Genomic DNA, 20,781 nt, shown 5'->3' with positions numbered 1-20,781 from the left:
TCAGTCTTCTGACTTTCGGGTGCCTGACCGATCGGTGGGGTCCTCCCCCGCATCGAGCGCGTCCCACAGCATTCGTTCGGTCAAGTCTTCCCCATCGACGTTCTCCTCGGCCCGTTCCGACGCCGACTTCGCTCGTTGCGCAACCGCGTCGCGACGGGCAGCAGGTGCGTCGTACCTGGATGAGAGTACCTTCCGCGCGGTTGGTTTCCGCACCAGCATCACTGCGGCACCGAACGCACATCCCGCTCCGATCAGCGCGAGAACCGCGGGCAATGCGAACGCCTGCGCCGTCAGCACCTCTGCCCGTCCAGGCAGCTCCGCCAGGACGGCGGCCTTCGCTTCGTCCACATCACCTGCGAGTGCCTGCGTCGCCGGAACACCCGCCCCGATCGCGACGAGTCCGACGAGCACAGCCAGAACTCTCGACGCCCACCCTTTCACCGCGAACGACGCAGCAACCGCAGCCAGCAACGCCAGAGCCAATGGGGTCGACGCCGGTGCCCAGGTGCTACCCAGCAGGTCCGTCGACCGTGCCTCACCGAGCCCGTCCGACGAGGTGACACCGACCCATGTCATTCGCGAACTACCCCACAGACACACCGCCCCAAGCAGGAGCAGAGCGACCGGAACCGCCGCACGCCCCGAGCGACGTCGCACCGGTGCCTGCGTGCTCACGGCTCGCCGACCGCACGCAGCGACTCGGCTGCAGCCACCGCACCGAGTACTGCCATCGCCTTGTTTCTGGCCTCCGTGTCCTCGTACTCGGCCACAGAATCGGCCACGACGCCCGCACCCGCCTGAACATACGCGGTGCCGTCCTTCATCAAAGCGGTACGGATGGCAATGGCGGTGTCCGCGTCACCGGCGAAGTCGAGGTACCCCACGATGCCGCCGTAGACCCCGCGCCGCGTCGGTTCGAGTTCGTCGATCAGTTCCATCGCACGCACCTTCGGTGCACCGGACAGGGTGCCTGCCGGGAAGCATGCCTTGACCGCGTCGAGAGCCTGTTTGCCCGCCGCGAGGGTGCCCGCAACTGTGGACACGAGATGCATGACGTGGCTGTAGCGCTCGATATGTCGATAGTCGCTCACTCGCACCGTGCCCGGAGTGCAGACGCGGCCGAGATCGTTCCGACCCAGATCGACGAGCATCAGATGTTCGGCGTTCTCCTTCTCGTCGGCGAGAAGGTCCTTTTCCAACAGAATGTCTTCTTCCTCGGAGTTGCCGCGCCACCGCGTTCCGGCGATCGGATGCGTGGTCGCGACACCGTCGACAACGGTCACCAACGCCTCCGGGCTGGAACCGACAATGGAGAAAGCGGTCTCCCCATCGGGCCCCGGCACGTGCAACAGGTACATGTACGGACTCGGATTGGACGCGCGCAACATGCGATACACGTCGAAGGGCGACGCGTCGGTGTCCATCTCGAACCGTTGCGAGAGAACGACTTGGAACGCCTCGCCTGCTTCGATCTCCTCGACGAGTCGGTCGACGTCGCGACCGAAGCCCTCCGAGGTTCGCTGACGGCGGTACTCGGGCGTGGGTCGTTCCATGGTCGATACCGTCGACGGCGCAGGCGCGGCGAGGTCCGCGCACATCCGATCGAGCCTGCGCACTGCATCGTCGTAGGCTTCGTCGACCCGGTCGTCGGTACCGTCCCAGTTGACCGCATTCGCGATAAGAGTGATTGCGCCCTCGTGGTGATCCACGGCGGCCAGATCGGTCGCCAGGAGCATCACCATCTCGGGCACCTGAAGATCGTCCTCGGCATGCTCGGGCAACTTCTCGATGCGGCGCACCGCGTCGTACCCCAGGTAGCCGACCATCCCGCCTGTCAACGGAGGCAACCCGGGCAAGCGCTCCGATCGTAGGAGTTCCAGCGTGCGACCGAGCACGTCGAGCGGATTGCCACCGGACGGCACTCCGGCGGGGACGTTGCCGCGCCAGACCGCCTCGCCGTCGACCGTCGTCAGCGCTGCCGGGGTGCCTGCCCCGATGAACGACCATCTCGACCAAGATCGGCCGTTCTCCGCAGACTCGAGCAGGAACGTCCCCGGCCGGTCACCGCCGATCTTGCGGTATGCCGACAGCGGGGTCTCCGAATCGGCAAGGACCTTGCGGACGACAGGTACGACGCGGTGCTCAGCAGCGAGCCTCCGGAATACCTCTCGGCTGGTGGTCGAATCCGAAATCCCGCGGTCTTGTGCGCCGGGCAGGGTAGTGGTCTCGCCATGCATTCGTTCATCCTCCCAGGTGCCCCGTGCCCGGATCTGCGCGCGGTGGCCTTCGAACTTACTGCGCGGTAGCCTCCGAAGAATGAGACAAGGCGATCGCGTCGAGAACTTCACCCTGCCGGACCAGACCGGAACTCCACGTTCGTTGGACAGCTTGCTCGAGAGCGGACCGCTGGTCTTGTTCTTCTATCCGGGTGCGCTGACCCCCGGATGCACGGTCGAAGCCTGCCACTTCCGCGATCTTGCAACCGAGTTCGCCGAGGTAGGTGCGTCGCGGGCCGGAATCAGCACCGATGCAGTCGCGAAGCAGGCAGAGTTCGCAGACGTGAAATCGTTCGACTACCCGTTGCTCTCCGACGAGAACGGGACCGTGGCCGCCCAATTCGGCGTCAAGCGCGGACTGCTCGGCAAACTCTCCCCCGTCAAGAGATCGACGTTCGTCATCGATACCGACCGCACAGTCCTCGACGTGTACAGCAGCGAATTCAGATTCGAAGAACACGCCGATCACGCTCTTGCGTTCCTTCGGAGCCGCTCGGCGGCGTGAACAGCGGGGCAGCCGCACGAACCTTTCGTCGAGTGAAACACTGTGGTGACTACAACCAATTGTGTGCGCTCGACAGGAAGGCTCTTGTGATGGACGAGTCTGCAGAACACCCCGATCCACTGTGGCTGACGGACCGCCAACAAGCTGCGTGGCGGTCTCTCGTCGCCCTCGTGACTCGGCTGCCTGCAGCTCTCGACACTCAACTACAACGTGACTCGTCGCTGACCCACTTCGACTACTTCGTACTGTCGGTTCTCTCCGAGGACCCGGATCGCCGAATCCAGTTGCGAGATCTGGCGAAGTTCGCCAATGCATCTTTGTCGAGGCTGTCCCACGTGGTGACCAAACTGGAAAAACTCGGCTGGGTGCAACGCGAGAGCATCGAAGGAAGCCGAGGGTCGTATGCCGTACTCACCGATGCCGGGATGGACAAGGTCGTCGCGGCCGCGCCCGGCCATGTCGCCACGGTTCAAGCGCTGTTGTTCGCAGGTTTGAACGACGACGAAGTCGAGCGCTTGGGCACGCTGAGTTCGGTCATGCTGGCCCAGCTCGACAAGGGGATCGCCGAGGGAACAGGCAAGGCCTGACGCTCAGCTCAACAGCACGTCGGCGTCGAAGCAGGTCTTGTCACCCGTGTGGCATGCGCCACCCTCTTGATCCACGACGAGCAACACCGTGTCACCATCGCAATCGAGCCTCACCTCGTGGACGTACTGGGTGTGCCCGGACGTCTCGCCCTTCACCCAGTACTCCTGACGGGATCGCGAGTAGTACGTGCCCTTCCGTGTCTCGAGTGTGCGTGCGAGAGCCTCATCGTCCATCCAGGCCACCATCAGGACATCACCTGAGGATCGTTCCTGCGCGACCGCGCTGAACAGACCTGCCTCGTTGCGCTTGAGACGTGCCGCTATGTTCGGATCGAGAGTCATGTTCTCCGTTGTACCTTTTCCGGACGGTCGAAACGAATCATTCAACGAACGACGATGCCGTCCGCTCGCATCGCATCTTTGACCTGAGCAATCGTCAGATCACCGAAGTGGAAGACACTCGCCGCGAGTACGGCGTCGGCGCCAGCGGTGACTGCGGGCGGAAAATGCTCGACCGCGCCCGCGCCGCCACTGGCGATCACCGGTACATGGACCGCCAGGCGAACCGCGGTGATCATCGGTAAATCGAATCCCGCTTTCGTGCCGTCCGCATCCATCGAGTTCAACAGGATCTCACCGACGCCTAGTTCGGCTCCACGCGTCGCCCACTCCACAGCGTCGATCCCGGTGCCGCGCTTGCCTCCGTGAGTGGTGACTTCCCATCCGGACGGTGTGTCCTGCTGCCCAGCGGGAACCGTTCTCGCATCGACCGACAACACGATGCACTGCGAACCGAAACGCTCGCTCAGTTCACGAAGCAGCTCAGGCCTGGCGATGGCGGCTGTGTTGACGCTGACCTTGTCCGCACCCGCGCGCAGCAATCGGTCGACATCTTCGACAGTACGAACACCCCCGCCGACCGTCAGCGGGATGAAAACCTGCTCGGCTGTGCGGCTGACTACGTCCAACATGGTGCCGCGGTCCGACGTCGACGCCGTGACGTCGAGGAAGGTCAACTCATCGGCGCCCTGTGCGTCGTAGGCAGCCGCGAGGGCAACAGGATCGCCTGCGTCACGCAGGTTCTCGAAGTTGACGCCCTTCACCACTCGTCCCGCGTCGACGTCCAAACATGGAATCACGCGTACTGCGACGGTCATCGAACTCGTCCTTCCAGGAAATCCGCAGGGTCACCGAGGTCGGTGACAACGGACAGCAATTCCGCATGGGCGCTCGGTGAGGCGGCGAGCACCGACTGCGAGTCGATGGTCCATGGCTCGCCCGCCAGATCAGTGACGATTCCGCCCGCGGCCTGCACGAGGAGCGCACCTGCTGCGTTGTCCCACGCGCGGTGGCCGAACACGACGCATCCGCCGAGAACCCCACTCGCCGTGTACGCCAGGTCGACGCCTGTGGCGCCATGCATACGCAGACGTGAGGACACCTTCGAGAGCTCCTCGAGTATCCGTACCCGGTAGAGACCCGGGGTACGTCCGCGGCTGGCGATGTTGAACGCCCCGAACCCGATCATCGAGTCGGACAACGAGCGTTCGGTGAGCTTCGGCAGCGCTTCGCCGTTGAGGAACAGCGGTCCGCCCGCCGCAGCTGTGAATCGTTGCTGCACCAGCGGCAGCCAGGTCAGACCCAGCACCGGGACCCCGTCGTCGAGCAACGCCAACAGCGTTCCCGCAGAGGGCAACCCGGCCGAATAGTTGAACGTGCCGTCGATAGGATCGAGCACCCACACCGTACCGGTACCCAACTCGGGACCACCGAATTCTTCACCGTGCACCGGAATTCCGGTCTGCTCGAAGAGCTCGGCGGCAAGCCGCTTCTCGAGCTCGAGGTCCACCGCCGTCGCAAAATCGTCGGGGCCCTTCTGCACGGCGCTCGGCGCGCCTACCCCTGCGACGAACCGGTCATGGGTGCCGTCGAGCAACCGACCGGCAATCTCCAGCAACCGTTGTGGATCCTCCGGCAGAGTCATCCGTGACTATCCGGATACTGCCGCGAGGGCGTCGGGCAGGGTGAAACGACCTGCGTACAGCGCCTTTCCGACGATCGAACCCTCGACACCTTTGTCGACGAGACCGGCGATGGCGCGCAGATCATCGATGGTGGACACACCGCCGGACGCGATGACCGGCTTGTCGGTCTTCTCACACATCTGGGCGAGCAGATCGAGGTTCGGTCCCGTCAAAGTGCCGTCCTTGGTGACGTCGGTGACGACGTACCGCGAGCAGCCATCACGCTCGAGACGCTCGAGAACTTCCCACAGGTCTCCGCCGTCGCTGACCCAGCCTCGACCGCGAAGACGGCTCTGACCGTCGACGATCAGGACGTCGAGTCCAACTGCAACCCGGTCACCGAACTCGCCGATCGCTCGCGCGCACCACTCGGGGTCTTCGAGCGCCGCCGTGCCGAGGTTCACTCGTGCACAACCCGTCGCCAATGCAGCGCGAAGCGATTCGTCGTCGCGAATTCCACCGGACAGCTCGACCTTCACGTCGAGTTCACCGACGACATCGGCGAGGAGTTCACGGTTCGATCCGCGACCGAACGCGGCGTCGAGATCCACGAGATGAACCCACTCGGCACCGTCGTTCTGCCACGCCAGCGCAGCATCACGCGGAGATCCGTACTTCGTTTCGCTTCCGGCCTCTCCCTGAACGAGACGGACAGCTTCGCCACCTGCGACATCGACAGCAGGCAATAAGACCAGGCTCACGTGCGCTTATGCTACTGCCACCCTCGACGCACAGGCCCGCCAGGGTCTTACTCGTCGTGCTCGTCCTGACGGTCGTCGCGCAGACTGCGTCGCGTCATCGACGTCGAAACGACACCCATGACGGTGATAGCTGCCGCGATCCCGACGGCCACGATTGCCAGACCCACGCCAGGTCCTGGACGGACGAGGCCGACCACAGCAGTAGTTACCACGAGCACCACCGTCGCACTACCCAGAGAGGCGATCGCGAGCCGCCCGAACGAGAACTCCCGATCGGTCACCGGGGCACCCTCACAGAGACTCGACCCAGTTCTTCAGCAGTTCTGCGCCTGCATCACCCGACTTCTCCGGGTGAAACTGCGTCGCCGACAGAGGGCCGTTCTCCACGGCGGCAAGAAAGTCGCCTCCGTGATCGGCCCACGTCAGCAATGGGGCTGCGATGGTGTCCCCTACGGGCATTTCCCACTTCTGAACCGCATACGAGTGCACGAAGTAGAACCGGGTGTCGACGTCGATACCGTCGAAAAGCACGCTCTTCTCGGGCGCTCGCACGGTATTCCACCCCATGTGCGGGAGCACCTCGGCCTGTAGCCGCTCCACCGTGCCCGGCCATTCTCCGCAGCCGTCCGCCTCGACGCCGAATTCGACACCTCGATCGAACATGATCTGCATTCCGACGCAGATTCCGAGTACGGGACGTCCGCCGGCTAGTCGTTGGCCGATGAGACGGTCACCCTTGACCTCGAGCAGACCCTCCATGCACGCCGCGAAAGCGCCGACCCCTGGCACGACGAGCCCGTCCGCGGCAAGCGCGATCTTGGGGTCGGAGGTGACGGTGACGTCGGCACCGACTCGAGCGAGGGCACGCTGTGCCGAGTGAAGATTGCCCGAACCGTAGTCGAGCAGTGCCACAGACTTCATACTTCGAGTCTATCCGGCCGAACGTGCACCGAAGACGCCGACTACCACGGCCATAACGAGTGCAACTGCTGCCGCCATGGCGAAACCCGAGGTGTAGCCGACGGTCCCGACGATCACGCCGAGGGCCATCGCCCCGGCGCCGGTCCCTGCGTCGAACCCGATGTTCCACGCGGCACTCGCCTGACTGAAGCGTTCGGGACCGGCGACCCGGAACGTCATGACCAGGCTGTCGTTCTGGGTGGCGCCGTACCCGATGCCGAATACTGCTGCCGCTCCCATGAACACGACGGCTGGGTGCGAGTCCGCGACCGCGAATGCGAACAGGGCAACCCCAGTGCTGACCAGGACGAGAGCGGGTGTGAGGGCGCGGCCGATGCCGAAGCGGTCTGCAACGGAACCGGCACCGTACCTACCCACCAACATCGATCCACTGACGACGGCAAGAGCGACGCCGATCATGGATTCGCGGCCCGGTTCGGCGATCGGAAGCAGGCTCGACAGTCCGCCGAACGAGGCGGATGCAGCAGCAATCGCCAGACATGGAACCACGAACTGCTTTGCTGCCGAACGTTTCTCGCTAGCTCTCCGCGCCGGCGGTGCCGCCGGATGTGTCGCCGGAAGAAATGCGATGGCGATCAGTCCGATCAGTGGGACCACCGCACCGATCACGAAGACAGAAGTCGGCGAGAGGGCGAACAAGACGAGACCGGCAGGCAGAGTCACCATCTGCGCGAGCGCAACAGCGATCCCCTGTGCCCCGGTTGCGCGGCCCAGCTGATCGTGCGGAGCGAGCTCCGCGACGAGCGCTGCGGAAGCGACGGTCAACAGCCCGAAACCGATGCCACGCACGGCCGACACCGACAGCGCAGGTGCGGCGGCGACCGATACTGCGAACAACACAGCGGGAAGTCCGAGAAAGACACAGCCGGCCGCCAAGACGAGTCGGTGTCCGAAACGGACCAGTAGCTTCGGCACGAACAGCTGGGTGAGGACTGTTGCGGCCATGAACACCGCAGTGCTCGCTCCGGCGAGGGCATCCGAGCCACCGCCCAAGGACACCGCGAGCGGCACTACCGGAAGCAACAGGCCCCACCCACCGAACGCCGCAGCGCCCATTGCCATCGCAGCAGGCAGGCCGCGGATCGACAGAAGCGAGTTGGACCGCGAGGTCACACCTGTGTCACAGACTGCCCTTGGTGGACGGGATGCCGGTGACGCGAGGGTCGTACTCGACCGCTTGTCGCAATGCCCGCGCCACTGCTTTGAACTCGGCCTCGGTGATGTGATGCTGGTCGCGGCCGTACAGAACCCGAACGTGCAGCGCGATCCGCGCGTTCATTGCAAGGGACTCGAACACGTGGCGGTTGATGACCGTGGCGTACGGAACACCCGGATAACCCCCGATGATGGAATGCACCATGTAATCGGGCTCGCCGGTGTGCACGCAGTACGGGCGACCCGATACATCGACGGATGCGTGCACCTGGGTCTCGTCCATCGGGATGAACGCGTCACCGAACCGGGTGATCCCGGACTTGTCCCCCAGAGCCTGCCCGAGCGCCTGTCCGAGCACGATCGCGGTGTCCTCGACGGTGTGGTGCGCATCGATCTCGATATCGCCCTTCGCGTGCACCGTCAGATCGAACCGCCCGTGCGTACCGAGCGCCGTGAGCATGTGATCGTAGAACGGGACACCGGTGGATATATCGACCACTCCGGTGCCGTCGAGGTTCAATTCGACGGTGATGTCCGATTCCTTGGTCGTGCGTTCTATCCGCGCGATTCTCGGTGGCCGGCCTTCGGATGGTGTCGTCATCGGTTCGTCTCCACGTGCTCGTTCGTAACAATCGGCCGTATGTCCTCGAGTTCACTCTGCACGAGTGATGCGCTCACTTCGAGGAACCTGTCGTTTTCGGAGTCGAGTCCGATCGTTGTGCGCAGGTATCCGTCGATGCCGACGTCCCTGATCAACACGCCCTGTTCGAGGTAGCGCTTCCACGTCGCCGCAGCACTCGTGAACCGACCGAACAGCACGAAGTTTGCGTCGCTGGGGATGACATCGAAACCGAGTTCGGTCAAACGTGCCATGACGCGGTCGCGTTCGGCAGACAGCCTTTCGACGCTGCCGAGTGTCTCCGATGCGTGTCGCAACGCTGCCAACGCAGCTGCCTGGGTGACGACGGACAAGTGGTAAGGCAAACGCACCAACAGCATGGCCTCCACGACGGCCGGAGCCGCGACAAGGTAGCCGAGCCGGCCCCCCGCGAAGGCAAATGCCTTGCTCATCGTTCTGCTGACGACGAGCTTCGTCGGATATTCGGCGATCAGCCCGATGGCACTCGGCTGCGCCGAGAACTCGGCGTACGCCTCGTCCAGAATCACGATCCCGCGGGCTGCGTCCAGGATGCGGCGCAGGTCTTCGGTCGGAATGCTGTGGCCGGTGGGGTTGTTCGGGCTGGTGACGAAGACGACATCCGGGTCGCGCTCGGCGATCGACGACACCGCGAAATCGATGTCGAGCGAGAAATCGGCGCGCCTCTTGGCGTCGATCCACTCGGTCTGCGTTCCCGACGCGATGATGGGGTGCATCGAGTACGACGGCACGAATCCGAGCGACGACCGGCCCGGACCACCGAATGCCTGAAGCAATTGCTGCAAGATCTCGTTGGAGCCGTTGGCTGCCCATACGTTGCTGGCGTCGACGTCGAAGCCGGTCTGACCGGTCAGGTATTCCGCCAACGCGGTACGTAGCTCGACGGCATCGCGATCCGGATAGCGGTGCAACTGCGTCGCCGCATGCCGAACCGACTCGGCAACATCGTCCACGAGAGCCTGCGTCGGGGGATGCGGATTCTCGTTCGTGTTGAGCTGCACAGGGACAGTCAATTGGGGGGCGCCGTACGCCGACTTGCCTCGCAGGTTCTCTCTCAGCGGAAGCGAATCCACTGAAACACCCTGCCCGATAACGCCGCTCATGATGACAGTCCTTCGAACCGAAGACGGACGGCTTCGCCGTGCGCAGGCAGATCCTCGGCGTCGGCGAGCGCGATCACGTGAGCGGCAACATCCTTCAGAGCGGCCTCCGAGTAGTCCACCACGTGGATACCGCGCAGGAATGTCTGGACGCTCAAGCCGGAGGAGTGACGCGCACACCCCGCGGTGGGGAGAACGTGGTTGGATCCTGCGCAGTAGTCGCCCAAGCTGACCGGCGACCAGGCGCCGACGAAGACTGCGCCCGCACTACGCACACGCGCGGCCACGCCGGACGGATTCACGGTCTGAATCTCGAGGTGCTCGGCGGCGTACGCGTTCACGACGGCCAAGCCCTGGTCGATGTCGTCGACCAGCACGGTGCCCGACTGCGCACCGGTGAGGGCGGTCAGCACTCGCTCGCTGTGCTTGGTGAAGTCGAGTTGCGCTGCAAGAGCTTCGTCGACTGCATCAGCCAGCTGCACGCTGGTCGTGACAAGCACACTGGCTGCCATGACGTCGTGTTCTGCCTGGCTGATCATGTCGGCCGCAACGTGAATCGGGTCGGCGGACTCGTCGGCGAGAATTGCGATCTCGGTGGGGCCGGCCTCGGAATCGATGCCGATCAGCGAGCGGCACAAACGCTTTGCTGCCGTCACGTAGATGTTGCCCGGACCGGTAATGAGGTCGACCGGTTCCAGTTCGGTTCCGTCGGTATCGGTGCCGCCGTAGGTGAGCAGCGCTATCCCCTGCCCTCCTCCGACAGCCCAGACTTCTTCGACGCCGAGGAGCTGCGCGGCCGCGAGGATAGTCGGGTGCGGCAGACCGCCGAAAGCCTTCTGCGGCGGCGACGCCACCACGAGTGAGCCGACGCCTGCGGTCTGCGCGGGCACGACATTCATCACGACCGAGGACGGGTAGACGGCGTTGCCACCTGGGACGTACAGCCCGACACGCTCGACCGGAACCCACCGCTCGGTGACGGTTCCTCCCGGCACTACCTGCGTGGTGGTGTCGGTGCGACGCTGATCGGCGTGCACGATCCTGGTCCGCTCGATCGCGACCTCCAGCGCTGTGCGCACCGCAGGATCCAACTCGTCCAGTGCCCTCACCATGGCCTCGGCAGGCACCCGAACGCGGTCCGGTCGAACACCGTCGAACTTCTCGCAGAACTCGAGCGCGGCGTCGACGCCGCGGTCACGAACAGCATCGACCACTGGACGAACCTGATGCAACACCGCATCGACATCCACTCCACCTCGTGGGAGCGCGCCGCGTAGTTCGGCGGTGGATGGAGTTCGACCGCGTAGATCCACGCGGGCGAGCTCGATGCGGGCAGGCATAGTTTTCCCTTCGACAAAGCACACTGAGGTCTGGTTACTACGTCCCCAGGATAGTGCGGACGAATTCCAGCTGAACCTGCACGTCCCACACCGAGTGAATCGGGTTACTACCCCGCGTGCAGATCACGCGAACGTGCGGTGCCGAGACCCGTCTCGTTCGACGGGCATTGTTCAATGGGCGAATGAACATGCATCTGTGGGTCGCGTTTCTCGGCGCGAGTGTGGTCATCAGCTTGTCGCCCGGTGCAGGTGCTATCGCGTCGATGTCCACCGGTCTCCGGTGTGGCTTGAAGCGGGGCTACTGGAACATCTTCGGATTGCAGATCGGACTGTTGCTGCAGATCGCCATCGTCGCCATCGGTCTCGGCGCTGTGCTGGCCGAATCCGAAGTCGCCTTCTCGGCCATCAAGTGGTTCGGCGTCGCATATTTGGTCTATCTGGGAATCCGGCAGTGGCGAGCGGCACCTACCGAGATCGCCGAAGCACCACCGATCGCCGACCGGGGCATTTCGATGCTCGGCCGCGGATTACTGGTGAATGCGAGCAACCCGAAGGCAGTCGTCTTCATGCTGGCAGTCCTACCGCAGTTCATCGACACGTCCGCCGCACTTCCGCCGCAGTATCTGATCATCGCTGCGACGATGGTTGCCGTGGATGCGGCGGTGATGACCGGCTACACCTCGCTTGCATCGCGAGTGCTCAAAGTCATGCGCTCGCAGCGGCAGCAGGTGACGATGAACAGGACCTTCGCCGGGCTGTTCTTCTTCGCAGCAGCTTTCCTTGCGACCGTTCGACGCTCGAATCCGATCTGATGGGGGCCTGGACCATGCGCGGGAGCAGTCTGTGCCCATGCTTACGAGGCGAACGATTCGACTCGTGCTGTGGGCCGTTTCTCAGTGGTTCCCGGACGGCTCCGACAGCGGAGCAGTTGATGAGGTCGCGGTACAGCGCGTTCAGCGTCGGTGACGCTCAGTACCTGCTCGACACCTGGCACCCGACCACAAGACCCGCAGTTCTCGAATTGGACCCAGCTCAGCGGTGGTACCGACTCGACATTCACGGCACCGGGGCCGGTGGTCTGCTCGACAGCGACGGCTGGGTCGAATTCAGTGCGTTCTATCGCCATCCCGACGGAGGCGGTGAGCTCCGCGAGCGCAGTCGGTTCGTCCGAGAGGGCGGACGGTGGTTCTATCTCGACGGCAGGGTCAGTACCTGATCACTTGCGGAGCTTCTGTGGCCGATTGCTCGCTGCCCGACGAGCTTCGTCTTTCGCCTTGACGCGCTCGGCCTCCGCGCGGACCTCGTCCTGCGTGCGGCGTTCCTTGACCAGCCAGTCCGGCTTTTCTTCGAGCAGCGAATCGATCTGCTCGGCCGTGAGGGCGTCGGTCACTCCGGAACGAGCAAGACCCGCAATGGAGATGCCGAGCCGGCGCGCAATGACGTCCTTCGGAAACGGACCGTTGTTCTGGAGTTCTACCAACCACTGCGGCGGATCGGCACGCAGCGCATCGAGATCGGCCCTGCTCACGGGAGTGGACTGGAACTCCTCGGGGGCGGCTGGCAGGTAGATGCCGAGCTTGTTCGCCGCGGTCAGGGGCTTCATGTTCTGTGGTTTCTTCTCCGGGCTCACTCGCACAGCCTAACTTCCCGATGGATCGCGAAATGCCACCGTCGTCGAACGATCGATTGTGTCGCCTAGTGTTGGACGCGTGAACTTCGAGGTACAGACTCTCCGCTGGTACATCGCTGTGGCGGAGGAACTGCACTTCGCGCGCGCCGCCAAGTCGTTGAACATCGCCCGCACCACCCTGAGCGCGGCCGTGATCGAACTCGAAACCGAACTCGGTTACCCACTGTTCGTTCGCGGGGCATCGCCCACGCAACTGACCGAGGACGGTATTCAGTTTCTCTCGACGGCTCGCGTTCTCGTCGACGAGGAAGAACGTCGTGTCGCCGAGGAAGCCGCGCTCAGAGCCTCGCAGCTACACACTCTGACAGTCGGATACACCGAGGGTGTCACCCCGACGAAATGGGTTCGGATCTGGGCCGAGCGCTTTCCCGAGATCGCGATCGACCTCGTACCGTCCACACCGGACACCCAGCTCTCGTTGCTGCGGGAGGGTGCCGTGGACGTGGCTTTCGTTCGATTGCCGGTCGACCGCGACGGGCTGAGCGTCATCGGACTGTACGAGGAGGTACCCGTAGTGGTGGTACCCAAGGATCATCCGGTTGCGGCGTTCGATCGAATCTCGGTGTCCGATCTGTCGGACGAGCACCTCCTTCACGATCTCGACGAAGTTCCGGAGTGGACCGCCATCGCCTCGGAGGTGGCGGACGGCACTCGACTTGCGTTACCGCCGATCGAGTCCACCAGCGAACTCGTCGAATACGTAGCTGCTGGGCTGGGAATCGCGATCGTGCCGCAATCGATAGCGCGTCTACACGCACGCAAGGATCTCGTGTACCGGCCGGTCGACGGTGTCGCCGGCTCGCCGATCGCGATTGCATGGCCGAGCCAGGAGACAACCGACAACGTCGAGGAATTCGTCGGTATCGTTCGTGGCCGTTCGGTCCGTAGCTCACGCGGGACGCCTACCGCACCGGACAAGACCAAGAAACCGCGGCCTACCAAACCCGCCAAGAAGGTTCAGCGTCCCGCTACACCTCGGAGCAAGAGGTCTAGGCGCTGACGACCGATCAGAGAGCCAGCCCGCGCAATCTGTCCAGGTCTCGACGCTCACGTTTCGTCGGCCGCCCAGCCCCGCGATCTCGGCGGGGTTGCGAGGCGAGGACTTCTTTCGGCGGCGGTGGCGGGCTTCTGTCGATCATGCACTCGGCCGCGACCGGCGCACCCACACGTTTGGCGACGATGCGGACGACGACGACGATCTTCTCCAGACCGTCGACTCGAAGCCTGATCTCGTCGTCGGGTCCGATGCGCTGACCCGCCTTCGCCGGCGTGCCGTTGACGCGGACATGCCCACCGCGGCAGGCAGCCGCGGCAGCAGATCGCGTCTTGAACAAGCGCACGGCCCAGATCCAGCTGTCGAGGCGAACGCTCTGCATGTCGGACATCGAAACGAATCTACAAGACTCGCCGAACTACATGTCGAGCCCGAGGTCGAGCACAGTGACCGAGTGAGTGAGTCCACCTACCGCGAGATAGTCGACCCCAGTTTTCGCGTAGTCGTGGGCGACGTCGAGAGTCAGTCCGCCCGAAGACTCGAGCCGAGTCTTCGGAGACAGCTTGGCGCGCCGCTGGACGGCCATCTGCGTCTGCCACAGCGGAAAGTTGTCCAGTAGAACCAGACCGACATCCTCGGCCAGCACCTCGTCGAGTTGCTCGAGACTGTCGACCTCGACCTCGCATTCGATGTCCGGGGCCGCGGCCCGCACCGCCTTCAGCGCCGCGACCACCGAACCTGCCGCGGCAACATGGTTGTCCTTGATCAGAGCCGCGTCGCCGAGACCCATACGGTGATTTACGCCTCCCCCGGCCCGTACGGCGTACTTCTGCAACGCGCGCAGCCCGGGCAGGGTCTTTCGACTGTCCCTGATCTTTGTGTCGGTGTCGGCGACCTCTGCAACCCAGGCCGCGGTGGCCGTCGCAATACCGGAGAGGTGACACAGCAAGTTCAGCATCGTGCGTTCCGCTGTCAGGAGCCCGCGAGTGGGACCGGTGATTGTCAGGACGCTCTGGCCAGGCACCACCTCCGTGCCGTCGACCACCCGATCCTCGACTACGTAAGACCCTGCTCCCAGCACCTCGTCCAACACCAGCAGGCCGACATCGATCCCCGCGACGGTTCCGGACTCCCGGGATACGACGGATGCCGTGGCGACCGCGTCGGCGGACACGGTGGCGATAGTGGTGACGTCGGGCCCGTACTTCAGATCCTCGCCGAGTGCGGAGGTGACCAGCGCGCGCACTTCCTCCACGTCCAATCCTTGCGTCGTCAGCGCGTTCACTGTCAGCTCACTCCTGTCATGGTCTGTGCGTGTGTGTCGCCGATCGGGGACGGTCGCGATTCCAGCTCTCCATCGGAGCCGAGACGGATCCGAATGCTGTGTCGCAGGTCCTCCGAGCTCGTCGGGTGATCACGCCGTGTGTGGCAACCGCGGCTTTCTTTGCGTTCGGCAGCCGCAGTCACGAGAGCTGATGCGGTCAGCGTCAACGCCGAGTCCTCGAATGCCGTGACCGTGGGGTCGAGAGCGGACGTCGCGATACCGTCCGCGTCATCCGCCGAAGTCTCGGCGAGTGCGGACAGCGCAGACGCGGCGAACGCGAGCCCGTCGGCGTCGCGAACGACCCCCACATGCTCGGTCATCAGCTGCTGCAGGTCCGGCCGCCGAAGTCGGCGCATCGAAGGAAGGTACACAGCGACGTCGGGAGTCGGTAGCCCGCGACGCTCGGCAGCCGCAGCGCCGGCACGTCGGCCCAGCACGAGGCCTTCGAGGAGACTGTTCGACGCCAACCTATTCGCCCCGTGCATGCCGGTCCTGGCAACCTCGCCAGCCGCATAGAGACCGTCCACGCCCGTTCTCCCCCACACGTCTGTGACGATTCCACCGCACGAGTAGTGGGCTGCGGGAGCGACGGGTACGAGGTCCACGAGCGGATCGATTCCGGCCGCGAGCGCGGATGCCGCCACCGTCGGGAACCGCGTGTGGAAGTCGTCGATCGAACGTGCGTCGAGGAGAACGTGGTCGGTGCCGGTGATCCGCAGCCGCTCGGCAATAGCGCGCGAGACCACATCTCGCGGAGCAAGATCCGCGAGCGGGTGGACTCCCTCCATGAACCTCTGGCCATCGAGGTCGACCAGGTGCGCGCCCTCGCCGCGTACTGCTTCGCTGACGAGCGGTCGCCTACCGGTCGAACCTGCTTCGTACAGAACCGTCGGATGGAATTGCACGAATTCGAGATCGGCGACGTCCGCCCCGGCGTCGAGGGCGAGGGAAATCCCGTCGGCCGTGGCACCGGGTGGGTTGGTGCTGCAGGAGTACAACTGCCCGAGTCCCCCCGTCGCGAGAAGCACGGCCGGGCAGTGAATCACGCCGTATCCGCTTCCCGAGTGCACGAGCAGGCCGACCACTCCTCGGTCGGTTGTCAGGACCCGTACTGCGGTGGTCCCGAACAGCACTTCTCCTGAATGTGCCATGCCAGAGGTGATATCCAGCGCACGTTGGACCTCCGCTCCGGTGGCATCGCCACCGGCATGAATGATCCGCCTGACGCGGTGCCCACCTTCCCTGGTTCGCGCCAGCCCACCGTCGGCCCCGCGGTCGAACTTCGCGCCGAACGACTCCAATGTCGCGACCGCGTCCGGCCCTGCAGCGACGATCGATCGGACGGCCACTGGATCGCACAGTCCACCGCCCGCTTCGCACGTGTCGTATACGTGCGAACCGATGGCATCGGCGCTCGCGAACTCTGCCGGCACGGCGATTCCGCCCTGCGCATACTGAGTGGACGTGTCCGAAGGTCCGGTCTTGGCGACGGTCAGCACTGTCGAGCCGGCCCGAGACGCTGCACGGGCGGCACTCAGGCCCGCGACGCCACCACCGACGACGACGAGGTCAGCCGAGCGTTCCCAATGAACGCTCACCTCGGGTGTCACTCGCCGCCACCAGGGTTACCGATCTCGATCATGCGCTGCACCGACTTGCTTGCGACGTGCGCCGTGTCGAGATCGACGTGCACCTCGTCCTTGCCCTCGACGAGGCATCTCAGCAAGGCCGCCGGGGTGATCATCTTCATATATCCGCAGGATGCGCGGTCGTTGACAGCCATGAAGTCGACGTCGGGCGCGGCGCGGCGCAACTGGTGCAGCATGCCGATCTCGGTGGCCACGAGGACCTGCTTGGCCCCCGTCGTGCGGGCCGCATCCAACATGCCACCCGTCGAGAGGATCTTGACCTTGTCCTCTGCGACGAAGCCTTCGCCTGCCAGATACAGAGCCGATGTCGCACAACCGCACTCAGGATGGACATACAGTTCGGCGTCCGGGTGGACGCGGGATTTCGCAGCCAGTTCATCACCGTTGATGCCTGCGTGGACGTGGCACTCACCGGCCCAGATATGCAGGTTCTCCCGCTTGGTGACGCGCTTGACGTGCGCGCCGAGGAACTGATCGGGCAGGAACAGGATTTCGCGGTTCGGGTCGATCGACTCGACGACCTCGACCGCGTTGGACGACGTGCAGCAGATGTCGGTCAGCGCCTTGATCTCGGCGGTCGTATTGACGTAGGACACGACGATCGCCTGCGGGTAGTCGGCTTTCCACTCGCGCAATTGATCGGCGGTGATGGAATCGGCCAACGAGCATCCGGCGCGCTGATCAGGAATCAGGACCGTTTTGGCCGGACTGAGAATCTTGGCCGTCTCGGCCATGAAGTGAACCCCACAGAAGACGATCTCGTCCTCGGGCACCTCAGCGGCCAATCGCGAGAGCGCCAGCGAGTCACCGACGTGATCAGCGATGTCCTGGATGGCCGGCAGCTGATAATTGTGAGCGAGGATCGTGGCACCACGCTGGCGGGCCAGTCGCTTGATCTCGGCGGCCCACTCCTCGGATGCCTCGACCCCGCTGAATCCACCTGGACCGTCGACGATGTCTGCAGCTCCCGCCCACATCGTGGCCGTCGCCGACCCGTGTGTCACTGCCCTGTCGACTGCTGCTGAACCACTGGTTCCGAGCCGGGTTGCACTGCTCGTCATCGCGGGACTCCTTCATCGTTCGCCCGGTCTGTGCAGTCCTGCTGGGTTGCTCCTGCGGGCTGCTCGTCCGGTCCGGATTTCCTTCGTAGGGGTTTTCGACTTATGATCGAAAACATGCCACATCGTAGCACTGTCCACGAAGTGCTCATCGCGGTATTTCAAGTTAGGACATTCATCGCAGGCCAGCCCCCCGAATTGGGAGTGCTCCTGTGGCAGCGCGCACTCGACCCCGACAAAGGATCCTGGTCGCTGCCCGGCGGAGTGTTGGAAGACGACGAAGACCTCTCGACATCGGCCCGTCGACAGCTCGCCGAGAAGGTCGACGTGCGGACGGTGGCACATCTCGAACAGCTGTCGATCTTCAGCGACCCCGACCGGGTACCGGGGAGCCGCCGAATCGCGTCGAACTTCCTCGGGTTGGTACCGATCTACTCCGAACCGAAACTTCCGTCCGACACCGCATGGCATCCGGTCGCCCGGCTTCCGAGAACGTCGTTCGACCACGGCACCGTCGTACTGCACGCACGGAACAGGCTGGTGGCGAAGCTCTCCTACACGAACATCGCGTTCGCACTCGCACCCGTCGAATTCGCCATGTCGACACTGCGCGAGATCTACGCCGCCGCACTCGGTTATCAGGTCGATGCCACCAACCTCGGCCGCGTCCTCGGCCGCAGAAAGGTGGTCGAGCCGACAGGGCGCACCTCGCCCTCGGGCAAGTCCGGCGGCCGCCCTCCTGCGCTGTACCGGTTCACCGAATCATCGCTTCGGGTGACGGACGAGTTCGCTGCGCTCCGCCCACCGAGCTAGCGGTGGACGTCGATCTCGTCCGACTCGGACAACGGCAGTTCCGGGTCCGGGTTTGGAGTGAACCGAAGGTTGTCGTGCGGGTTCATCGCCGCCAGTAACAGCACGACGAGCGACGCGAGAAGCGGTTGAACCACCAGCACGAGCGGGGATTCGAACCCCGGTGCAACCGACACGACGCTACCTATCTGCGGATTGTCGGGGCTCGGATCGATCAGCCCAGCAAGCCAGATACCGACACCGAGCATTGCCGACGAGCCGAGCGCGGCACCGACGAGTACACCGAGGAACAGAACCGGGCCACGGACCGATGTCCACGTCCACAGGGCAACGGGCACAACGATTCCCGCGACGAACGAAATGCACACGAATATAGCGATTCCGTCGAACCGATGAAGACTCTCCCCCGTCAACGCCGCGCCGCGCCCGGGATCGACAACGACGAACTGTTCCGGCGGCGCCGCTGCGCCCCACACAAGACCGCCCACTATGCCGAACAAGACCGAGACCGCTACCGCTACCGCGAGCACCCTCGCGGACCTGACGTCGCGAGCTTGGGGCGGACCGAGCGTCACCGTTGACCACGTGACGCTGAGTCGACGGCGCCGTGCCTGGAACACACCGAATGCCAGCCGTTGGGCATGACCTGCACGACCAGGCGCCGCCCACAGTCACCGCAGAACCGCGGCGGCTCCAAACCGAGCAGCGCCGACTGCGGCGTGGTGTCGATCGCATTCGGCACGAGGGCCCGACCTGTGTACGGGTTGAACTTGTCACCGCTGGTCGTCACGCCGTCCACCTTAGATGGTCGAATTCAGAGCCTTGATCGGCATACGAAGGGAGTCGAGCAGGTCGAGATCCTGCTCCGCCGGCCTGCCGAGCGTCGTCAGATAGTTGCCGACGATGACCGCGTTGATGCCGCCCAGAATCCCTTGCTGCGCCCCGAGGTCACCAAGGGTGATCTCGCGGCCGCCGGCGAACCGGAGGATCGTTCGAGGCAAGGCCAAGCGGAATGCAGCGACGGCTCGAAGTGCGTCGGAGGCGGGCAACACATCGAGGTCGCCGAACGGCGTTCCCGGACGCGGATTGAGAAAGTTCAGCGGAACCTCATCGGGTTCCAGACGGGCCAGATCGGCCGTGAACTCGGCGCGTTGTTCGAGTGTCTCCCCCATTCCGAGAATTCCGCCGCAGCACACTTCCATCCCTGCATCGCGCACCATGGCCAGTGTCTCCCACCGTTCCTCCCACGTGTGTGTGGTGACCACGTTGGGGAAGTAGGAACGGGAGGTTTCGAGGTTGTGGTTGTAGCGATGGACACCCATCGATACAAGCTGGTCGACCTGCTCCTGGGTCAACATGCCGAGAGAACAGGCGATGTCGATCTCGACCTCGTTTCGGATCGCCTCGATGCCAGCGGCGACCTGGGCGAGCAGTCGGGCGTCCGGCCCACGCACCGCCGCTACGATGCAGAACTCGGTTGCACCCGACTTCGCAGTCTGCTTGGCCGCCTCGACGAGGCTCGGAATGTCCAACCGAGCTGCACGCACGGGTGACTCGAACAGCCCGGACTGCGAGCAGAAATGGCAGTCTTCCGGGCAGCCGCCGGTCTTGAGGCTGATGATGCCCTCGACCTCGACTTCGGGACCGCACCACGCCAACCGAGCCTCGTGTGCCACAGCCAGCAGTTCTTCGAGTCGTTCGTCGGGCAGCCGGAGCACGGTCAACACCTGTTGTTCGTCGAGTCCGACGCCGCCCTCCACCACCTGAGATCTGGCGATGTCGAGAATGTCGGTTCGTACGGATCCCTGCGTCACGGACTGCTCCTGGGGTCGAGTAGGTGGAACTTGGAAAACCTGACTTGAACGACGTTCAAGTTGAACGGCGTTCACGTTAGGCTGAGCGTCGGTTAGTGTCAAAGCCAGGACCGGT

General features: G+C 64.2%; 26 protein-coding genes. 6 read left to right on the top strand and 20 right to left on the bottom strand.

The genetic code is table 11. The features are described from left to right. Together WDS16_RS07765 and WDS16_RS07760 are read right to left on the bottom strand one after the other, a co-directional pair. Complete coding sequence (locus WDS16_RS07765; protein ID WP_338891768.1) at positions 1-675, bottom strand: TIGR02234 family membrane protein; 675 nt, start codon at positions 673-675, stop codon at positions 1-3. Then, positions 672-2,237 (bottom strand): anthranilate synthase component I, encoded by a 1,566-nt coding sequence (locus WDS16_RS07760; protein ID WP_338891767.1) that lies wholly within the window; start codon positions 2,235-2,237, stop codon positions 672-674. Before WDS16_RS07760 ends, WDS16_RS07765 begins: the two co-directional genes overlap by 4 nt. Before the next feature lie 79 nt (positions 2,238-2,316). On the opposite strand from WDS16_RS07760, the gene WDS16_RS07755 reads away from it, so the two are divergent. Both WDS16_RS07755 and WDS16_RS07750 read left to right on the top strand, forming a co-directional pair. Further along, positions 2,317-2,781, top strand: a complete 465-nt coding sequence (locus WDS16_RS07755; protein WP_338891765.1) for a peroxiredoxin — start codon at positions 2,317-2,319, stop codon at positions 2,779-2,781. A gap of 89 nt (positions 2,782-2,870) precedes the next feature. Further along, a complete protein-coding gene (locus WDS16_RS07750; RefSeq protein WP_338891763.1) occupies positions 2,871-3,368 on the top strand; it encodes a MarR family winged helix-turn-helix transcriptional regulator in 498 nt (165 codons plus the stop codon). A 3-nt stretch (positions 3,369-3,371) separates the two neighbouring features. Here the strand turns inward: WDS16_RS07750 and hisI are convergent, their stop codons facing one another. Genes hisI through hisD form a run of 10 tightly spaced genes read right to left on the bottom strand, consistent with a single transcriptional unit; the run spans position 3,372 to position 11,327 of the window. Then, the gene (hisI, locus tag WDS16_RS07745) at positions 3,372-3,710 is read right to left on the bottom strand and encodes a phosphoribosyl-AMP cyclohydrolase (RefSeq protein ID WP_338891761.1); all 339 of its coding nucleotides are present in this window, start codon (positions 3,708-3,710) and stop codon (positions 3,372-3,374) included. 41 nt (positions 3,711-3,751) lie between these two features. After that, positions 3,752-4,525 (bottom strand): imidazole glycerol phosphate synthase subunit HisF, encoded by a 774-nt coding sequence (gene hisF / locus WDS16_RS07740; protein ID WP_338891759.1) that lies wholly within the window; start codon positions 4,523-4,525, stop codon positions 3,752-3,754. Then, positions 4,522-5,352 (bottom strand): inositol monophosphatase, encoded by an 831-nt coding sequence (locus WDS16_RS07735; RefSeq protein ID WP_338891757.1) that lies wholly within the window; start codon positions 5,350-5,352, stop codon positions 4,522-4,524. Before WDS16_RS07735 ends, hisF begins: the two co-directional genes overlap by 4 nt. Before the next feature lie 6 nt (positions 5,353-5,358). Then, positions 5,359-6,093, bottom strand: a complete 735-nt coding sequence (gene priA / locus WDS16_RS07730) for a bifunctional 1-(5-phosphoribosyl)-5-((5-phosphoribosylamino)methylideneamino)imidazole-4-carboxamide isomerase/phosphoribosylanthranilate isomerase PriA (RefSeq protein ID WP_068381215.1) — start codon at positions 6,091-6,093, stop codon at positions 5,359-5,361. Positions 6,094-6,140: 47 nt separating this feature from the next. Beyond that, positions 6,141-6,374: a hypothetical protein gene (locus WDS16_RS07725; protein ID WP_338891754.1), complete on the bottom strand. Its 234-nt coding sequence runs from the start codon at positions 6,372-6,374 to the stop codon at positions 6,141-6,143. Between the two features lie 10 nt (positions 6,375-6,384). After that, on the bottom strand, positions 6,385-7,014 hold the full coding sequence (gene hisH, locus WDS16_RS07720; RefSeq protein ID WP_338891752.1) for an imidazole glycerol phosphate synthase subunit HisH: 630 nt from the start codon (positions 7,012-7,014) through the stop codon (positions 6,385-6,387). A gap of 9 nt (positions 7,015-7,023) precedes the next feature. Continuing rightward, positions 7,024-8,187, bottom strand: a complete 1,164-nt coding sequence (locus WDS16_RS07715) for an MFS transporter (protein WP_338891751.1) — start codon at positions 8,185-8,187, stop codon at positions 7,024-7,026. A gap of 7 nt (positions 8,188-8,194) precedes the next feature. Continuing rightward, positions 8,195-8,830 carry an imidazoleglycerol-phosphate dehydratase HisB gene (hisB, locus tag WDS16_RS07710; protein ID WP_338891750.1) on the bottom strand — a complete coding sequence of 212 codons (636 nt, stop codon included), beginning with the start codon at positions 8,828-8,830 and terminating at the stop codon, positions 8,195-8,197. Continuing rightward, the gene (locus WDS16_RS07705) at positions 8,827-9,990 is read right to left on the bottom strand and encodes a histidinol-phosphate transaminase (RefSeq protein ID WP_338891749.1); all 1,164 of its coding nucleotides are present in this window, start codon (positions 9,988-9,990) and stop codon (positions 8,827-8,829) included. Before WDS16_RS07705 ends, hisB begins: the two co-directional genes overlap by 4 nt. Next, positions 9,987-11,327 carry a histidinol dehydrogenase gene (gene hisD, locus WDS16_RS07700; RefSeq protein WP_338891747.1) on the bottom strand — a complete coding sequence of 447 codons (1,341 nt, stop codon included), beginning with the start codon at positions 11,325-11,327 and terminating at the stop codon, positions 9,987-9,989. Before hisD ends, WDS16_RS07705 begins: the two co-directional genes overlap by 4 nt. A 182-nt stretch (positions 11,328-11,509) precedes the next feature. Here hisD and WDS16_RS07695 point away from each other — a divergent pair, with 182 nt between their 5' ends. Together WDS16_RS07695 and WDS16_RS07690 are read left to right on the top strand one after the other, a co-directional pair. Then, positions 11,510-12,139, top strand: a complete 630-nt coding sequence (locus tag WDS16_RS07695; RefSeq protein WP_338891745.1) for a LysE family transporter — start codon at positions 11,510-11,512, stop codon at positions 12,137-12,139. 14 nt (positions 12,140-12,153) lie between these two features. After that, positions 12,154-12,543: a YchJ family protein gene (locus WDS16_RS07690; protein ID WP_338891743.1), complete on the top strand. Its 390-nt coding sequence runs from the start codon at positions 12,154-12,156 to the stop codon at positions 12,541-12,543. Here WDS16_RS07690 and WDS16_RS07685 read toward each other — a convergent pair whose 3' ends face one another. Next, on the bottom strand, positions 12,544-12,957 hold the full coding sequence (locus WDS16_RS07685; RefSeq protein ID WP_338891741.1) for a DUF5997 family protein: 414 nt from the start codon (positions 12,955-12,957) through the stop codon (positions 12,544-12,546). Between the two features lie 79 nt (positions 12,958-13,036). Here WDS16_RS07685 and WDS16_RS07680 point away from each other — a divergent pair, with 79 nt between their 5' ends. Then, a complete protein-coding gene (locus WDS16_RS07680; protein WP_338891739.1) occupies positions 13,037-14,017 on the top strand; it encodes a LysR family transcriptional regulator in 981 nt (326 codons plus the stop codon). 7 nt (positions 14,018-14,024) lie between these two features. Here the strand turns inward: WDS16_RS07680 and WDS16_RS07675 are convergent, their stop codons facing one another. Genes WDS16_RS07675 through nadA form a run of 4 tightly spaced genes read right to left on the bottom strand, consistent with a single transcriptional unit; the run spans position 14,025 to position 17,961 of the window. Further along, positions 14,025-14,402: an RNA-binding S4 domain-containing protein gene (locus WDS16_RS07675; RefSeq protein WP_338891737.1), complete on the bottom strand. Its 378-nt coding sequence runs from the start codon at positions 14,400-14,402 to the stop codon at positions 14,025-14,027. Between the two features lie 27 nt (positions 14,403-14,429). Beyond that, entirely contained in the window at positions 14,430-15,296 is an 867-nt protein-coding gene (gene nadC / locus WDS16_RS07670) for a carboxylating nicotinate-nucleotide diphosphorylase (protein ID WP_338891735.1), read from the bottom strand. Positions 15,297-15,298: 2 nt separating this feature from the next. Continuing rightward, entirely contained in the window at positions 15,299-16,945 is a 1,647-nt protein-coding gene (locus WDS16_RS07665; protein ID WP_338891733.1) for an L-aspartate oxidase, read from the bottom strand. Continuing rightward, positions 16,942-17,961, bottom strand: a complete 1,020-nt coding sequence (gene nadA, locus WDS16_RS07660) for a quinolinate synthase NadA (protein ID WP_338893288.1) — start codon at positions 17,959-17,961, stop codon at positions 16,942-16,944. Before nadA ends, WDS16_RS07665 begins: the two co-directional genes overlap by 4 nt. Before the next feature lie 198 nt (positions 17,962-18,159). Between nadA and WDS16_RS07655 the strand changes: the two genes are divergently transcribed. Further along, the gene (locus WDS16_RS07655; protein ID WP_338891731.1) at positions 18,160-18,855 is read left to right on the top strand and encodes an NUDIX hydrolase; all 696 of its coding nucleotides are present in this window, start codon (positions 18,160-18,162) and stop codon (positions 18,853-18,855) included. On the opposite strand, the gene WDS16_RS07650 is transcribed toward WDS16_RS07655, so the two are convergent. From WDS16_RS07650 to bioB, 3 genes are read right to left on the bottom strand one after another with little or no spacing between them, the layout of a single operon-like run. Beyond that, positions 18,852-19,427: a DUF2567 domain-containing protein gene (locus WDS16_RS07650; RefSeq protein WP_338891728.1), complete on the bottom strand. Its 576-nt coding sequence runs from the start codon at positions 19,425-19,427 to the stop codon at positions 18,852-18,854. The two genes, WDS16_RS07655 and WDS16_RS07650, sit on opposite strands and share 4 nt — an antisense overlap. Beyond that, the gene (locus WDS16_RS07645; RefSeq protein ID WP_338891726.1) at positions 19,424-19,642 is read right to left on the bottom strand and encodes a hypothetical protein; all 219 of its coding nucleotides are present in this window, start codon (positions 19,640-19,642) and stop codon (positions 19,424-19,426) included. Before WDS16_RS07645 ends, WDS16_RS07650 begins: the two co-directional genes overlap by 4 nt. A 10-nt stretch (positions 19,643-19,652) precedes the next feature. Next, the gene (gene bioB, locus WDS16_RS07640) at positions 19,653-20,666 is read right to left on the bottom strand and encodes a biotin synthase BioB (protein ID WP_068381257.1); all 1,014 of its coding nucleotides are present in this window, start codon (positions 20,664-20,666) and stop codon (positions 19,653-19,655) included. Positions 20,667-20,781 lie beyond the last annotated feature (115 nt).

This window comes from Rhodococcus sovatensis, from assembly GCF_037327425.1.
Lineage (GTDB): Bacteria > Actinomycetota > Actinomycetes > Mycobacteriales > Mycobacteriaceae > Rhodococcoides > Rhodococcoides sovatense.
The sequence above is the reverse complement of the archived record's forward strand: the minus strand, read 5'-3'. Positions and strand labels throughout refer to the sequence as shown.

What these genes read in the sequence shown, in the direction of transcription:
- nadA (WP_338893288.1), bottom strand. Translation starts at nt 17,961, where the DNA reads ATGTGGGCGGGAGCTGCAGACATCGTCGACGGTCCAGGTGGATTCAGC.
- WDS16_RS07705 (WP_338891749.1), bottom strand. Translation starts at nt 9,990, where the DNA reads ATGAGCGGCGTTATCGGGCAGGGTGTTTCAGTGGATTCGCTTCCGCTG.
- hisF (WP_338891759.1), bottom strand. Translation starts at nt 4,525, where the DNA reads ATGACCGTCGCAGTACGCGTGATTCCATGTTTGGACGTCGACGCGGGA.
- WDS16_RS07760 (WP_338891767.1), bottom strand. Translation starts at nt 2,237, where the DNA reads ATGCATGGCGAGACCACTACCCTGCCCGGCGCACAAGACCGCGGGATT.
- hisH (WP_338891752.1), bottom strand. Translation starts at nt 7,014, where the DNA reads ATGAAGTCTGTGGCACTGCTCGACTACGGTTCGGGCAATCTTCACTCG.
- WDS16_RS07690 (WP_338891743.1), top strand. Translation starts at nt 12,154, where the DNA reads ATGCGCGGGAGCAGTCTGTGCCCATGCTTACGAGGCGAACGATTCGAC.
- WDS16_RS07750 (WP_338891763.1), top strand. Translation starts at nt 2,871, where the DNA reads ATGGACGAGTCTGCAGAACACCCCGATCCACTGTGGCTGACGGACCGC.
- hisI (WP_338891761.1), bottom strand. Translation starts at nt 3,710, where the DNA reads ATGACTCTCGATCCGAACATAGCGGCACGTCTCAAGCGCAACGAGGCA.
- WDS16_RS07655 (WP_338891731.1), top strand. Translation starts at nt 18,160, where the DNA reads ATGCCACATCGTAGCACTGTCCACGAAGTGCTCATCGCGGTATTTCAA.
- WDS16_RS07755 (WP_338891765.1), top strand. Translation starts at nt 2,317, where the DNA reads ATGAGACAAGGCGATCGCGTCGAGAACTTCACCCTGCCGGACCAGACC.
- hisD (WP_338891747.1), bottom strand. Translation starts at nt 11,327, where the DNA reads ATGCCTGCCCGCATCGAGCTCGCCCGCGTGGATCTACGCGGTCGAACT.
- WDS16_RS07695 (WP_338891745.1), top strand. Translation starts at nt 11,510, where the DNA reads ATGAACATGCATCTGTGGGTCGCGTTTCTCGGCGCGAGTGTGGTCATC.
- hisB (WP_338891750.1), bottom strand. Translation starts at nt 8,830, where the DNA reads ATGACGACACCATCCGAAGGCCGGCCACCGAGAATCGCGCGGATAGAA.
- WDS16_RS07735 (WP_338891757.1), bottom strand. Translation starts at nt 5,352, where the DNA reads ATGACTCTGCCGGAGGATCCACAACGGTTGCTGGAGATTGCCGGTCGG.
- WDS16_RS07675 (WP_338891737.1), bottom strand. Translation starts at nt 14,402, where the DNA reads ATGTCCGACATGCAGAGCGTTCGCCTCGACAGCTGGATCTGGGCCGTG.